The sequence below is a fragment of the Flavobacterium sp. 11 genome, from assembly GCF_002754315.1.
GTDB classification, from domain to species: Bacteria; Bacteroidota; Bacteroidia; order Flavobacteriales; family Flavobacteriaceae; genus Flavobacterium; species Flavobacterium algoritolerans.
Genome location: NZ_PEFE01000001.1, coordinates 467060 through 482297, shown reverse-complemented (window position 1 = coordinate 482297; position 15238 = coordinate 467060). Strand labels below are relative to the sequence as shown.

Sequence of the window (15238 nt, the reverse complement as noted above, 5' to 3'; positions counted from 1 at the left end):
TTTTAGAATAATCCGTTCAATTCGGCATCGATACGGTTAAAAATATTTCCTAAATCTTCAGGATTGTCAACAAAATTTATGTTGTCAACATCAATAATTAATAATTTTCCTTTGTCGTAGGTTTGAATCCAACCTTCATAACGTTCGTTCAAGCGACTTAAATAATCAATAGAAATTGAGTTTTCGTATTCACGACCACGTTTGTGTATTTGCCCCACTAAATTAGGGATAGAACTTCTTAAATAGATCAATAAATCAGGTGCTTTAACCGTAGATTCCATTAATTCAAAGAGAGAAGAATAATTCTGGAAATCGCGATTGGTCATCAAGCCCATTGCATAAAGGTTAGGAGCAAAAATATGAGCATCTTCATAAATAGTTCGGTCCTGAATGATTTTTTTACCGCTTTCGCGAATTTGCATCACTTGACGGAAACGGCTATTCAAGAAATAAATTTGTAAATTAAATGACCAACGTTCCATTTGATGGTAAAAATCATCCAAGTATGGATTGTCAACTACATCTTCAAAATGCGGTTCCCACTTAAAATGTTTCGCTAATAATCGAGTTAAAGTTGTTTTTCCGGAACCTATATTTCCTGCTATTGCTATGTGCATTACGGTATTGTGATTTTATAATTTGTAATTCCTGCTGATGTAAAAATAGATAAAATTTGGTCCTTGTAACAGAATTTTTTAAACGTTTTTTCTGAAATTTCAATTTCAGTTTTTTTACCTTTTTCTACATCTTCTAAAATCAAAATGGAGTTCTTGGAATAGATAAACTGGTTTTCATTAATAATTGTAACAGAATCATAATCAGGAATTATTCCCTTACTTATTATTTTTCCAAAAATATCACATACGTACCAGTTGTTTTTATTGTCTATCCAATGAAAAACATTAAAATCCGAAGAATAATTTGTAATGTTTTCTGTAAAAGGAACCGAAATGGTTTTGTAGTTATTGCCTAAATAATCATAAAGTCCCAATTGCTGATTCATAGTATTGTAAACCCATAATTGATTTTGAGAAGCTATTCCAATTGCTGAAGCTACAATAGGAATCGTATGGTCTGAAAAATTGATTTTTTGAGTTTCATTCAATTGATTGTCCAATACAATAACACTGTTGAAATTTTCGTAAAACAATACGATTTTAAGCGGATTTTGCAAGTCAACTGTAGTGATTTTGCCCAAAGAAATATTTTTGTATTCTAAAGTATCTCGTTTGCTGATTTTAGAAAAAACATTGTTTTTGATGGTGTAATAAAAACCAAACGAATCGTATCCTAGAAACGCATCTCCATCAAAACGAATGAAGTCAATTTTAGTTGGAGTTAATTTTTGGTTCTGACTCGATACTACTGAAAAAGAGGCGATAAAGAGTAAAAATACTAATTTCTTCATGAAAGCGAAATTACGATTAAACCATATACAATTATGATTGTCTTATTATTATTTTAACAGAATACTTGTAACAAAAATAGTATTTTTCAGTCTTATTTATTAAAATCCAAAAGTATGTATAAAGTAATTTTCACATTAGTATTAGCAGTCGCATCATTTATGGGACTTCACGCTCAGGAATTTCAAGGAATGGCAGTTTACGAATCTAAAACGAGTACTTCCGATTTTAAAACGCGAATGGAAGGCAATAAGGAGATGACTCCGGATATGCAAAAAATGATAGAGGAAAGAATGAAGAAAATGTTCGAAAAGACGTTTATTCTTAATTTTGATAAATCGGCATCGATATATAAAGAAGAAGAAAAATTAGATACTCCAGGTCAAGGTGGTGGCGGAATGAGAATGATGATGTCTATGACCGGTGGTGGCGGAACGTATTATAAAAACGTAAAAGAGAAATCCTATACCGTTGATAAAGAGTTCATGGGAAAAGAGTTTCTTGTAAAAGATTCGTTGCCTAATTTAAAATGGAAAATGGAAGGTGAAACCCGTGTTATTGGTGGTTACAATTGCTTCAAGGCAACTGCTGTGCGACCTGCGAGCAAAACCGATTTTAGAAATTTCAGACCCAAAAAAGAAGATGCCGCAACAACAAAACCAGCAGATGCTACTAAGAAAACAAATCTTATGGATGAGTTGGATATGCCTAAAGAAGTTACAATTACGGCTTGGTATACTCCGGAAATTCCAGTGAATCAAGGGCCAGAAAACTATTGGGGATTACCAGGTTTGATATTGGAAGTAAATGATGGTAAAACAGTTATTTTATGTTCGAAAGTAGTTCTGAATCCTAAAGTTAAAACCGAAATAAAAGCGGCAACTAAAGGAAAAGTAACGACTCAAAAAGAATTTGATGAAATCGTATTGAAGAAAATGGAAGAGTTCAGAGACATGAACCAAGGACGTGGCGGTAATGGTGGAATGAGAATGAGAATTGGAGGGTAAAAATAAGCCAAATCAGAGTTTAAAATCAATACTATAGATTTCATCCATAATTTCTAAATGAAAAATACAATACTAATTGCCTTCTTTTTTATTACCTCATTTTCCTTTGCGCAATCCGTTAAATTAGAAGGTCTCATAACCGATTCAAAAACAGTTGGACTTGAAATGGCCAATGTAATGGCAGTAAATAAAGCCACAAAAGCGATGGATTCTTACGCCATAACAAATGATAAAGGAAAATTTCTTCTTAATCTAAAACCAAATACTTCGTATAGCTTAAAAATCAGTTATTTGGGAATGCAAAATAAAGAGCTAGAGATAACTACTACTTCAGAAAACAGCATTAAAAATATTGCCCTTGAAGAAGGCGGAATCGAATTGGATGGAGTCGAAATTGTCCGTGAAATGCCGGTTTCGATAAAAGGAGATACCATTGTTTATAATGCCGATTCCTTTAAATCCGGAACAGAACGAAAACTGGAAGATATTCTTAAAAAATTACCCGGAGTTGAGGTCAACGCTGATGGCGAAATTGAAGTCGAAGGGAAAAAAGTATCCAAATTAATGGTGGAAGGAAAAGATTTTTTTGATGGCGATACCAAGTTGGGCGTCAAAAATATTCCGGCAGATGCCATTGATAAAATCCAAGTGTTGCGCAACTACAGCGAAATTGGCGCACTAAAAGGTGTGGAAAACAATCAGGATAATGTTGCGATGAATATCAAATTGAAATCAGGAAAGAAAAATTTCTGGTTTGGAGATATGACAGCAGGAATTGGCGTAGCACACCAGGAAAGCCGCTATTTGATCAACCCAAAGTTGTTTTATTACAGTCCGAAATACAGCATCAATTTAATTACGAATTTCAATAATATCGGGGAATTGCCGTTGACAGTTCAGGATTATTTTAAATTCACGGGCGGTTTTAGAGGTATGATGCAAAAAGGTGGTTCCAGTTTTAATGTGTCCTCGAATGATTTAGGAATTTCACTTTTAAGGAATAATCGCGCCAAGGAAATTGAGACTAAATTTGGTGCTACAAACTTTTCATACAATGTAAACAAAGCGTGGACGTTAAGCGGTTTTGGGATTCTTTCTTCTTCTGAAACAGATTTAGAAACAAAGTCACAAACGAATATTTTACAGCCTAATTCTTCTGAAATTCTTTCTACAGAGAATCGTCAGGAAACTGCAAATCAAAAAAGTAATTTGGGATTATTTAAATTGAGTTCCAGTTATAAACCTAGTGCGAGGTTTCAATTTGATTATGATGTTTTAACCAAATTATCAAAGCAAGACGAGAATAATTCACTGTTAAGAGAATCTGTTGTCAACAGTAATTCGAATACAGAAAACATTAATACGTTAAAAAAACAAGATCCAATTTCGGTAAATCAAAACCTGAGTTTGTATTATACGCAAAGTGACAAGAATATTTTTGCTTTCGAAATGCAACATTTGTACCAAGAGGAAGATCCCTTTTATAATGCTAATTTACAATCGCAACCGTTTAATTTAGCCGATTATATTGCTGGGCAAAACAGAAATAACATCAACCAAAGTCGTTTTGTAAAAACCAGTAAGATTGACGCTAAATTAGATTACTATTACATGGTTACCCCAAAAACCAATATCAATGTTACGTTAGGAAATACGTATTCCCATCAAAATTTCAACTCTAATATTTTTCAGATTTTGGATAACGAAACAGTCAATAATTTAGAGGATGTTGCCAACACAAATGATGTAAATTACAATTTCAATGATACGTTTTTAGGATTGCATTATAAGATTTTGAGCGGAAAATTCACGTTTACACCAGGAGTAAGTCTGCATAGTTACAACATGACAAATGAGCAATTAGGAACTAGTAACAGTCAAAATTTCTTCAGAGCATTACCTGATTTCTTGGCTATTTATCAAATCAAAAAAGCGGAAACATTAACCTATAATTTTTCGTATACCAATAATTTTACGGACATAAATCAACTTGCTGAAGGGTTTGTTTTCTCTAATTACAACAGTTTGACTAAAGGAAACCGACTTTTGGAAAATGCTACCGCACAAGTGCATTCCTTGCGCTACTTTAAATACAACATGTTTAATTTTGAAAATATTAATGCGTTAGCTTCTTATTCCAGAAGAGTCGATGCAATAAAAACTCGAGCAGTATTCAATGGAGTAAATCAAACGTCATCTCCTTTTAATTCTGATTTTGCCGATGAAACTTTGTCAGGAAATGGTTCGTACGGTCGTTCTTTTTTGAAGAATTACAAAGCATCTTTAGGAGCTAATTTGAATTGGTCAAAATTCAATAACATTCAGAATAATGTGTTATCAACAAACGAGAGTTTTACCCAAAGCTATACTTTGAAAGCGTCAACAAATTACAAGAATATGCCTAATTTAGAGTTGGGATATAATATTGTAACCAACGATTATAATAATACTACTTTTTACACCGAAAAACCTTTTGCGAGACTGGATTATTTCTTTTTAAAGAGTTTCTCTTTCGTTGCTGAATATGAGTTTTATCATTATTATAACAACACGAAAACGGTCAATAATGAATATGATTTCTTGAGCGCCAGTTTGATTTATCAAAAGAAAGGCAGCAAGTTAGAATATAAAATGAGTGGAACGAATTTATTGAATACAACCTCATTAAATGATGACAATTTCAGCCAGTTTGCCACCAGAACTTCGCAATATACTGTTCAACCACGATATGTAATTTTCTCTTTAAAGTATAATTTGTAGTAGATTTACCTGAAGATAAAAGACCTTTGAAGTTCATTCTTCAAAGGCTTTTTTTTAATTTTTAATTCCCAGTAACACTTTGATTTGGAAATGATCTACCGTTTTTTTATTTCCTTTTCTTTTTCCACTTACGTTCATGTAGTATATTAAAATCGAGTATTTAGAAGTTTCAATTCTTTGTGTAATCTTTTGTTTCCAATTTTCATTAGAATCAAAATCTGGGGTTTGGTTCACAAAATCAACAATCTTCAACGGAACAATGTCCTGATTAATTTGTAAGTCTACTCCGTATTCTTTTTCAGTAGAAATAATAGAATAAGACCTCTCATCGATTGTTATACATTCGTTACATTCTAAATCTTCGTTATTCAAGATGGAGAAAGACACATCATACCCTTGAATGTTTTCTATGTTTTGATTGTTATTTTCATAAAAATTATAAAAATATTCTTTGTTGTTTTTTTCTTTTTGGTCGTATGAAGAACGATAATCGAGCCCCAATGCTTCCATGATTTGGTAAGAATTTGGTTTTTTGTCCTTTTTAATCAGAGCAGTAAGTTTGTCTTTTGTAAATGGAAGAAGTACTTCTGAGCCATAGTTTTCCTCTAAAAAATTTACAATACTGCTTAAATCTTGCTCTTGTTCGAAAGTAAGTTTTTCCTTTTCTATTTTTTGCAAATAGGATTCAAATCTCGAAAGCTGACTGTTTTTGGATATTGAATCTGCACTTTGCGGTCCAAGAATGGTAAGCAAAGCCGTTATGCACATTGTAATAGGGATGAACTTTATTTTAGGCTCTTTTTTGATTATAAAATAAGCTACTACAATGGTTAACCAGATTGACAATGCCAATACATAATAGCGCTCATGTGTGAATCCGTATAAGTGGACTCTATATAAAATAGCCCAAAATAATAATCCCAATAACGGAACTAATAAATAATAAAACCAACGGTTAAAGGTTCGCATCCAAAGATTTCCAGTTTCTTCGGCAATAGGATGTACGAGTAAAAAAGAAAGTATTCCAAAGATGGCAAAAACCAAAACGAGATTAGAAACCCAGCCCACAGGTAAAGAAAGTGTGACTAAGATTTTAGTTTCATAACAAATCAAAATCACTAAGTAAATGCTGATTAATGGAAGCAAAACATATTGAGTAAAATTTTTAAGACCTTTTGGATATTTTAAAATAAGTGGAGAGGATTCGTTGTTGGTTTCAGGAACGCCAGATAAAAAGAAAACCGTATTAAATATCCCTGCGATGATGAAAAATAAGTGAAGATATATTCTGTCATAAAAATGTACATTGAATAAATGGTGTACCGCTAAAATAGCTAAGGATAATCCGGAATACAATACAACGCTATACAAGCCAGCCGTTAGAATACGAAGAAAAAGCTGTTTGTTGAACTCCCAAAACTCTTCTTGGTTGTAGATTTTTGATATAAAACCGGAAAATGAGACCAATAGATGCAAAGCAATATTGAGTACTAAAAATTGTAATGCTTCTACATCTGTAATTTTTTTCGAAAAGCTAAATATAAAAGCAGTTACTATTCCGCCAAGTAGTAAACTTGTTAAAAATCGAATCCAACTGTTTTTCTGAGTCGCTGAGAAATATAAACTAACGGAAAGAAATAAAACTAAACACAGCGAGCAACACATGATGCTTTTAGTATAAAAATTCTCCATTGTAGCATTTCTTTCTTCTGAGAGTAAAATTGCGAATACTGTCCCTAAAACCGTTAGTATGGTTTCTAGCGGGAACCTGAAAATGGTTTTTTGTGAAGCTCGTATTACGCTTTGGAAAGAAGGGAATTTAGCCATTATTTTGGTAAGTTATTTTTTACTAAGTAAAGAATAATACTGCACATAGCCAAACAAAAACCCCGAAGTCTGCAGTAACAGAATTCGGGGTTTGATATATAATTAGATTTAAATTTCTAAGGTTTTAAAGCCAAAGTTATAATCCAAAAGCAGTTTTAACTTGGTCAACGAAATCTAATTTTTCCCAAGTAAACAATTCAACAGTAACTGTTTTTTCATTTCCACCTGGAGCAGAAAAAGTTTTAGTAACCGTTTCTGGAGTACGTCCCATGTGCCCGTAAGCAGCAGTTTCGCTATAGATTGGGTTTCTTAATTTTAAACGTTGCTCAATAAAGTAAGGACGCATATCAAAAATAGCTTCTACTTTTTTAGCAATTTCACCATTGGTCAAATTCACTTTTGAAGTACCATAAGTATCAATAAAAATACCCATTGGTTTAGCCACACCAATTGCGTAAGAAACCTGAACTAAAATTTCGTCAGCAACACCCGCTGCAACTAAATTTTTAGCGATATGACGTGTAGCATAAGCAGCACTTCTGTCTACTTTACTTGGGTCTTTTCCAGAGAATGCACCACCACCGTGAGCACCTTTTCCACCGTAAGTATCCACAATGATTTTTCTTCCTGTCAATCCAGTATCTCCGTGTGGCCCTCCAATTACGAATTTCCCGGTTGGATTAATATGGTATTGGATTGCATCATTGAATAAATGTGCATGTGTTGGATTTTTTGCAATAATCCTTGGAATCAATATTTCAACAATGTCTTTTTTGATTTTTGCAAGCATTTTAGCTTCTTCGTCAAAATCATCATGTTGTGTCGAGATTACAATGGCATCAATACGAGTTGGCTTATTGTCATCGCTGTATTCTAAAGTTACTTGAGATTTAGCATCCGGACGCAAATACGTAATTTCGTTATTTTCACGTCTTAAAATAGCCAATTCCTGCAATAATTTATGAGATAAATCAAGTGCCAATGGCATATAATTTTCCGTTTCATTAGTAGCGTAACCAAACATCATTCCTTGGTCACCAGCACCTTGCTCTTCAGGATTTTTTCTGTCAACACCTTGATTGATGTCAGCAGATTGTTCGTGAATAGCAGAAAGAATTCCACAAGAATTAGCTTCAAACATGTATTCGCTTTTTGTGTAACCAATTTTCTTGATTACATCACGAGCGATTTGTTGCACGTCTAAATATGTATTTGATTTTACTTCACCAGCCAAAATTACCTGGCCAGTAGTTACTAAAGTTTCGCAAGCTACTTTTGAGTCAGCATCAAATGCCAAAAAATTATCAATTAATGCATCCGAAATTTGATCTGCAATTTTGTCTGGATGTCCTTCGCTTACAGATTCTGACGTAAATAAATAGGCCATAATAATTATTATTTTAAAATTAAGCGAGAAAAAATAATTGCTGAAAAGGACTAAAGAAGAGTTTCTGCTTTAGCATTTTTTCTACTGAAAAATTTTCAGTATCCATAATGAATTGATTTCATTATGAAGAGGTTGCAATCAGTTCAAATTTTTCCTCTTGTATTCGGGTGCAAATGTATGAAACCATTTTGAATTGCAAATTAATCTTAACTTTTTTTTGCTGATAAATCTTTTCATCTACTTATATAAATACAAAAGGGAATGCGAGGCTGGTTTTTCTTTGTATTTTTTTTAAAACTTATTTGGAAAATTCAGAAATAGTTAGCATATTTGTTACAACAAAAAAAGAAACATGAAATTTAATGTGTGTAATATGTCAAAAGCCATTCAGGAAAAGTCCTGTGGGTCGTGTATTGCTTAAATTTTAATTCAAATTTATATAGCAAAAGCCTCCCAAAAAAATGGGAGGCTTTTTTTTTGAACTCTATTTAGCTGAAAATAAAACAATATTAATCATAGAATGAATAACCTGAAAATCCAGAATATAAATAATTTTAAAGTCAAAAATATGATTTGCGCCAATGCCATTATGTGCGTTCGTGTCTGTTGATTCCAAAAGTATAAGTTATAACACAACTTAAAAACCCCTTTTGGATACGCATCTAAAAGGGTTTTTTTATTCAGATTAGTTAATAAGCATAGAGAATTTCAGAATTCAAAAATAATTTAAAACAAAACTAACATCATAAATTAAAAGATTATGAGCACATCAAAACATTTCCCAAAGGCATTTCGGTTACTAAAAAGCTTTAGTTTTAGAACCAAAACTAAAAAGGAAATCGATTCAAAAAATGAATTGACTAATCCAAGATTTGAAATTTCAAAAAATGATCCTTTGGCACAAAAAATAGTGCCGAGTTCATTGCTGTTCCAAATGTATTCAAAAGAAAATGAAGAACTTTTTATTTAAAAAAGTGATGGTTGTTTTAGCTTTTGAATCTTTGATGGTAAATCTCAAATTATGATTTCGACGAAAGATAAAACCCTAATATGGTGTTTTCTCTTTCGTCGGGATAATAATTATGCGTGCGATTTTTTCAAGTCAATTTGCAATAAATCAATTAGAACCAATTTGATAAAAATTTGGTTGTTTAAAAAAATAGTAGTTAATTTGTGCCTTTAAGTTCAAAAACGTATTGAAATGTTATAAAGAAAGGCAGAGGGATTAGACCCGATGAAGCCTTAGCAACCCTTCGATTTATCGAAGAAGGTGCTGCATTCTACCTTTATTCTGTCCCGAAGCCTCGGGATATTTCAGAATCTAAAGGAAAGATAACACAAAGAATTCTTCTAGTTCACTTCTAGCTTTCTTTCTAATATTTCCAGACACAAATCAAAAATCATAAAAGATTTGAAATTGGAAAATAAACCAACATCTATTACCGTACAAAATTTCACCACCGAAAGTGGGGCTTTTTATCCTGCCTTAAACTTAAGTTTTCAAGTTTTTGGACCGGCTTTACATACCGCTCCAATCGTTTTGGTAAATCATGCATTAACCGGAAATTCCCAAGTTGTGGGAGACAAAGGTTGGTGGAATGATTTAATTGGTGTACACAAAACTATCGATACTAATACATATACAATACTGGCTTTTAATGTTCCGGGAAATGGTTTTGATGATGCCGTTATTGAGAATTATTCGGAATTTAATACCAGAGACATTGCCAGAATTTTTATTGAAGGCATTCATTTTCTAAAAATCAAACAGCTTTATGCTATTATTGGCGGTTCTGTTGGCGGAGGAATTGCTTGGGAATTGGTTGCTTTAGAACCAAAAATCACGCAACATTTAATTCCTATCGCAACCGATTGGAAATCGACAGACTGGTTAATTGCCAATTGCTTTTTGCAAGAGCAAATTCTAAAGAATTCTTCAAAACCTATTGAAGACGCTCGAATTCATGCCATGCTTTGCTACCGAACTCCAGAATCTTTTACTGCAAAATTTCAGAGAACCACTAATGAGGAATTAGCCATTTTCAATGTTGAAAGTTGGCTGGATCATCACGGTAAAAAACTTCAAAAACGGTTTCAAATTTCGTCTTATAAAATGATGAATCAATTATTGAAGACGATAGATATTACTAGAAATAGCTCTTCATTCGAAGAAATAACGTCAAAAATTGAAGCTGATATTCATATCATCGGAATCAATTCAGACTTGTTTTTTACGGCAAATGAAAATAAAGCAACATACGAGGAATTAAAAAAATATAAAAATAATGTTACCTATCAGGAAATCGTTTCCATTCACGGACACGACGCTTTTTTGATAGAATACAAACAATTACACAATTTGCTTCAGGATATATTCTAAGCCAAAAAAACACAACACAATGAAAATATTAAAATTTGGAGGTAAATCTTTATCGAATGGCGACGGAATAAATAAAGTAGTTGCAATTATTACCGATAAAGTAAATCAAGGAGAAGAAATTGCAATTGTAGTATCGGCACGTGGAAATGCTACAGATGAATTAGAAGAAATTTTAGGTATTGCTTCTAAAAACGGAGATTACAAACCGCTTTTTGAGGACTTTAAAAAATATCAACAAGACAATTACCAAGAGGTAGATTTGTCTGAGGAATTCAATGTTTTGGAAAAATTATTCGAAGGCGTAAGCTTAATTGGCGATTACAGCAATAAAATTAAAGACCAGATTTTATCAAAAGGGGAATTGCTTTCTGCAAAATTACTGACGGCTATTTTGGTTGAAAATGGAATAAATGCCCGTTTTGCTGATACTCGAGAATTGATAAAAACAGATTCGAAATTTGGTGATGCACAACCTTTGGAACAAATTTCAAAGAAAAATGTCATCAATTATTTCAAACAAAATAACGGAACTACCGTGAATATTGTTACTGGTTTCATTGGTTCTAATAATAATAATGACACGACAACTTTAGGAAGAAACGGTAGTAATTATACTGCTTCACTGATTGCGAATTACTTAAATGCTGACGAATTACAGAATTATACACACGTAGACGGAATTTATACCGCAAATCCTGAATTGGTGCTTGATGCTAAGAAAATAGACCATTTGACTTTTAACGAGGCGAATGAGCTGGCTAATTTTGGCGCAACAATTCTTCATGCTAAGACCATTATTCCTTTGTTGGAAAAAAACATTCCGCTTCGTATTTTGAACACATTCAACCACGAAAATAAAGGAACATTAATCACATCCAATTCGAACAAAGAAGGTATTAAAACGCTTTCGGTACTTGAAAATGTATCATTAGTTAATCTGGAAGGAAGAGGATTACTTGGAAAAACTGGCGTTGATGCCCGTATTTTTAGAGTGATGGGAGACAATGATATCAGCGTAAGCATCATTTCTCAAGGTTCTTCAGAAAGAGGAATTGGTTTGGTCGTTGCCGCTGATAAAGCGACTAAAGCAATGATTGAATTAGAAAAAGAATTCGAAAATGATTTCTATTCAAAAGATGTGAATAAAATTACGGTTACCGATAATGTTTCGGTGATTTCTATCATTGGCCAGGATTTGAGCACGTTTCACAAGCCATATACGGCTTTGATAAAAAATAAAATTGTCCCGATTCTTTTCAATAATACCGTTACCGGTAAAAACGTGAGTTTGGTTGTGAAAAAATCGCAACTGAACAAAGCCTTAAACGTTATTCACGGAGAGATTTTTGGAGTTTCAAAGAAAATCAATATTGCTATTTTCGGACATGGATTAGTAGGTGGAACTTTGATTAACCAAATATTGGAATCGGCAGCAACCATCGAAAAAAGGAAAGACATCAAACTGAATGTTTTTGCTATTGCCAATTCAAGTAATGTACTTTTAAATAAAAATGGCGTTACTCCAAATTGGAAAAACGAGATTCAAAACAATGGCTTTTCTTATACTATTGACGATGTAATTGCTTACGCAAATGAGCATCATTTGGAGAATTTGATTGCGATTGATAACACCGCAAGTGCCACATTTGTTGAGAATTACATTCCTTTGGCAGAAAACAGTTTCGATTTGATCTCTTCTAATAAAGTGGCCAATACGTTGAGTTATAGTTTTTATAAAAAATTGCGAAAAGTATTAGCGGATAATCAAAAGAGTTATCTTTATGAAACTAATGTTGGTGCGGGATTGCCGTTGATTGATACGATTAAATTATTGCATCTTTCAGGTGAAAACATCACGAAAATTAAAGGTGTTTTCTCAGGAACATTGAGTTATTTGTTTAATAATTTTTCTGCGAAAGACGTTCCGTTCAGCGAAATATTGAAAGAAGCTATTGATAACGGATATACTGAGCCAGACCCAAGAGAAGATTTGTGTGGGAATGATGTAGGTCGAAAATTATTGATTTTGGCAAGAGAATTAGACTTGCAAAATGAGTTTGAAGAAATTGATATTCAAAATTTAATTCCAGAACATTTACGAGAAGGTGATGTTTCTAGTTTTTTAAATAAATTGACGGAATTTGATCCAATTTATGCTAAAATAAAAGCCGAACAAAAACCAAATCACGTGTTGCGATACATAGGTGAATTGTCAGGCGATTTGCAAAATGATAAAGGAAATTTAGAAGTAAAATTAGTTTCTGTACCCTCAGAGACGGCTTTAGGCGGATTGAAAGGTTCGGATTCTTTCTTCGAAATTTATACAGAATCGTATGGCGACAGACCAATTGTAATTCAAGGCGCAGGTGCAGGATCAGCAGTAACGGCAAGAGGCGTTTTTGGAGATATTTTGAGATTATCAGATAAAGGGTAAAGATTTAAGATTGTGGATTAACGATTTTTGATTTCAGATGTAAAAAACAAAAATCCGAGTTTTTGCGATAGCAAATCCGTTTTATCCGCGTCTGAACAAATATAATTAATTAAAAAAGGGACAGCCTCCAGTCTTGGCTCTCTTTTCGCCGTGGCGAAAGGGTTGAGGAGGGGATTAATATGAAAATAACACTAAACAGAGTAAACGACAATTTCCACTTTGAATTAAAAAACGAACGTGGGCACATAGTAAATGTAGATAGCCGACCAGAATTTGGCGGTGACAATAAAGGGCCGAGTCCGATGGAGTTAGTATTGATGGGTGTTGCGGGATGCAGTGCCATTGATATGATTTCGATTTTGAAAAAACAACGTCAGGAAATCACTTCTTTCAAAGCTGAGGTTGAAGGGGAACGTGTACAAGTAGGAGAAGCGAAACCATTCAAGGATATTACAGTAGTATTCTTTTTGGAAGGTCCAATTAATGAAGAAAAAGCAGCGAGAGCCGCAGAACTTTCTTTTGAAAAATACTGCTCGGTTTCTAAAACATTAGAACCAACCGCAACGATACATTACAAAGTAGTTTTAAATAATAAACCATTATAGTTTAATTAAAGATTGGATTTGAATATCCAAACAACTTTAAAGCTTAAATTTTAAACTAAAAATAAAATGAACGAACAAGAATTTGGTTTTGAAACCCAAGCCATACGTACTCAATTAGAAAGAACACAATTTCAAGAACATTCCGTGCCTTTATACTTAACTTCTAGTTTTGTATTTGAAGATGCTGAAGATATGAGAGCTTCTTTTGCCGAGGAGAAAGATCGAAATATTTATAGCCGATACAGCAATCCAAATACCAACGAATTTATAGAGAAAATTTGTAAAATGGAAGGTGCTGAGTCGGGATTTGCTTTTGCCTCAGGAATGGCGGCTGTGTATTCAACTTTGGCGGCTTTGTTGAACTCCGGAGACCATATTGTTTCGGCAAGTAGTGTTTTTGGAGCGACACATTCATTGTTTATTAATTATTTTCCAAAATGGGGAATTGAAACATCGTATTTTGACATCGATAAGCCTGAAACCATTGAAAGTTTCATAAAACCTAATACAAAGATACTTTTTGCAGAATCTCCAACTAATCCAGCGGTAGATATTATCGATTTGGAACTGTTAGGTGCTATTGCCAAAAAGCATGATTTGATTTTGATTATTGACAACTGTTTTGCGACACCTTATTTACAACAACCGATAAAATGGGGGGCAAATTTGGTAGTGCATTCAGCTACAAAATTAATAGATGGTCAAGGTAGAGTTTTGGGTGGAATTACCGTTGGAGACGCTGAATTGATTCAAAAAATCTATTTGTTTTCTCGACTTACCGGTCCTTCCTTATCTCCATTTAATGCTTGGGTATTATCAAAAAGTTTAGAAACTTTGGCGATTCGTTTAGATAGACATTGTGAAAATGCCTTGAAAGTGGCTGAGTTTTTGGAAGGCCATCCCCAGGTTAATAAAGTGAAGTATCCTTTTTTGAAATCGCATCCGCAATATGAAATTGCCAAAAAGCAAATGAAATTAGGCGGTAACATCGTTGCATTTGAAATAAAAGGCGGAATAGAAGCAGGAAGAGCATTTTTGGATAAAATAAAATTATGTTCGTTGTCTCCAAATTTAGGTGATACGAGAACGATTGTAACGCATCCGGCATCAACAACACATAGTAAATTAACTGTTGAGGAACGTTTGGCGGTAAGTATCACGGATGGTTTAGTTCGTGTTTCTGTAGGATTGGAAACCGTGAAAGATGTGATTGCCGATTTAGAGCAGGCGCTTTCATAAAAGTTTAGGCCCGAAGTTTCGGGAGTAGATTAACGGTTTTTGAAGACACATTTTGTGCATTTTAAAAATCGTTAATTTCTATTCCGTATTTCTTAAATCAAAAAGTATATTTTTGTTGCAATAAAAGACATGTAGATTTCAGATTACTTTGAAATCTAAAATCAAAAATCGTTAATTTCCAATCTTATATCTT

General features: G+C 33.3%; 11 protein-coding genes and 1 riboswitch. Of the genes, 7 read left to right on the top strand and 4 right to left on the bottom strand.

Annotated elements, in window-relative coordinates; genetic code table 11:
* Positions 1-2: 2 nt before the first annotated feature.
* Entirely contained in the window at positions 3-617 is a 615-nt protein-coding gene (locus CLV00_RS02125) for a deoxynucleoside kinase (RefSeq protein ID WP_099713600.1), read from the bottom strand.
* Positions 617-1408, bottom strand: a complete 792-nt coding sequence (locus CLV00_RS02120; RefSeq protein ID WP_099713599.1) for a hypothetical protein — start codon at positions 1406-1408, stop codon at positions 617-619. Before CLV00_RS02120 ends, CLV00_RS02125 begins: the two co-directional genes overlap by 1 nt.
* A gap of 114 nt (positions 1409-1522) precedes the next feature.
* Between CLV00_RS02120 and CLV00_RS02115 the strand changes: the two genes are divergently transcribed.
* Together CLV00_RS02115 and CLV00_RS02110 are read left to right on the top strand one after the other, a co-directional pair.
* On the top strand, positions 1523-2413 hold the full coding sequence (locus tag CLV00_RS02115; RefSeq protein ID WP_099713598.1) for a GLPGLI family protein: 891 nt from the start codon (positions 1523-1525) through the stop codon (positions 2411-2413).
* Positions 2414-2470: 57 nt separating this feature from the next.
* Positions 2471-5173 (top strand): carboxypeptidase-like regulatory domain-containing protein, encoded by a 2703-nt coding sequence (locus tag CLV00_RS02110; protein WP_099713597.1) that lies wholly within the window; start codon positions 2471-2473, stop codon positions 5171-5173.
* Between the two features lie 54 nt (positions 5174-5227).
* Here the strand turns inward: CLV00_RS02110 and CLV00_RS02105 are convergent, their stop codons facing one another.
* Together CLV00_RS02105 and metK are read right to left on the bottom strand one after the other, a co-directional pair.
* Positions 5228-7000 (bottom strand): DUF4153 domain-containing protein, encoded by a 1773-nt coding sequence (locus tag CLV00_RS02105; protein WP_099713596.1) that lies wholly within the window; start codon positions 6998-7000, stop codon positions 5228-5230.
* A gap of 136 nt (positions 7001-7136) precedes the next feature.
* Entirely contained in the window at positions 7137-8387 is a 1251-nt protein-coding gene (gene metK, locus CLV00_RS02100) for a methionine adenosyltransferase (protein WP_099713595.1), read from the bottom strand.
* 760 nt (positions 8388-9147) lie between these two features.
* Between metK and CLV00_RS02095 the strand changes: the two genes are divergently transcribed.
* From CLV00_RS02095 to CLV00_RS02075, 5 genes are all read left to right on the top strand, one after another.
* Positions 9148-9357 carry a hypothetical protein gene (locus CLV00_RS02095; RefSeq protein WP_099713594.1) on the top strand — a complete coding sequence of 70 codons (210 nt, stop codon included), beginning with the start codon at positions 9148-9150 and terminating at the stop codon, positions 9355-9357.
* A gap of 231 nt (positions 9358-9588) precedes the next feature.
* Positions 9589-9726: riboswitch (SAM riboswitch) on the top strand.
* A gap of 78 nt (positions 9727-9804) precedes the next feature.
* Positions 9805-10767 (top strand): alpha/beta fold hydrolase, encoded by a 963-nt coding sequence (locus CLV00_RS02090; RefSeq protein ID WP_233206843.1) that lies wholly within the window; start codon positions 9805-9807, stop codon positions 10765-10767.
* A 19-nt stretch (positions 10768-10786) separates the two neighbouring features.
* Positions 10787-13201, top strand: a complete 2415-nt coding sequence (gene thrA / locus CLV00_RS02085) for a bifunctional aspartate kinase/homoserine dehydrogenase I (protein WP_099713592.1) — start codon at positions 10787-10789, stop codon at positions 13199-13201.
* A gap of 179 nt (positions 13202-13380) precedes the next feature.
* Positions 13381-13806 carry an OsmC family protein gene (locus tag CLV00_RS02080; protein WP_099713591.1) on the top strand — a complete coding sequence of 142 codons (426 nt, stop codon included), beginning with the start codon at positions 13381-13383 and terminating at the stop codon, positions 13804-13806.
* A gap of 66 nt (positions 13807-13872) precedes the next feature.
* Positions 13873-15045 (top strand): PLP-dependent aspartate aminotransferase family protein, encoded by a 1173-nt coding sequence (locus CLV00_RS02075; RefSeq protein ID WP_099713590.1) that lies wholly within the window; start codon positions 13873-13875, stop codon positions 15043-15045.
* Positions 15046-15238: the final 193 nt, after the last annotated feature.

Bases quoted from the DNA above. Each gene is read 5' to 3' on its own strand.
- CLV00_RS02080 (WP_099713591.1), top strand. From the start codon at position 13,381: ATGAAAATAACACTAAACAGAGTAAACGACAATTTCCACTTTGAATTA.
- CLV00_RS02125 (WP_099713600.1), bottom strand. From the start codon at position 617: ATGCACATAGCAATAGCAGGAAATATAGGTTCCGGAAAAACAACTTTA.
- metK (WP_099713595.1), bottom strand. From the start codon at position 8,387: ATGGCCTATTTATTTACGTCAGAATCTGTAAGCGAAGGACATCCAGAC.
- CLV00_RS02115 (WP_099713598.1), top strand. From the start codon at position 1,523: ATGTATAAAGTAATTTTCACATTAGTATTAGCAGTCGCATCATTTATG.
- CLV00_RS02120 (WP_099713599.1), bottom strand. From the start codon at position 1,408: ATGAAGAAATTAGTATTTTTACTCTTTATCGCCTCTTTTTCAGTAGTA.
- thrA (WP_099713592.1), top strand. From the start codon at position 10,787: ATGAAAATATTAAAATTTGGAGGTAAATCTTTATCGAATGGCGACGGA.
- CLV00_RS02095 (WP_099713594.1), top strand. From the start codon at position 9,148: ATGAGCACATCAAAACATTTCCCAAAGGCATTTCGGTTACTAAAAAGC.
- CLV00_RS02075 (WP_099713590.1), top strand. From the start codon at position 13,873: ATGAACGAACAAGAATTTGGTTTTGAAACCCAAGCCATACGTACTCAA.
- CLV00_RS02105 (WP_099713596.1), bottom strand. From the start codon at position 7,000: ATGGCTAAATTCCCTTCTTTCCAAAGCGTAATACGAGCTTCACAAAAA.
- CLV00_RS02110 (WP_099713597.1), top strand. From the start codon at position 2,471: ATGAAAAATACAATACTAATTGCCTTCTTTTTTATTACCTCATTTTCC.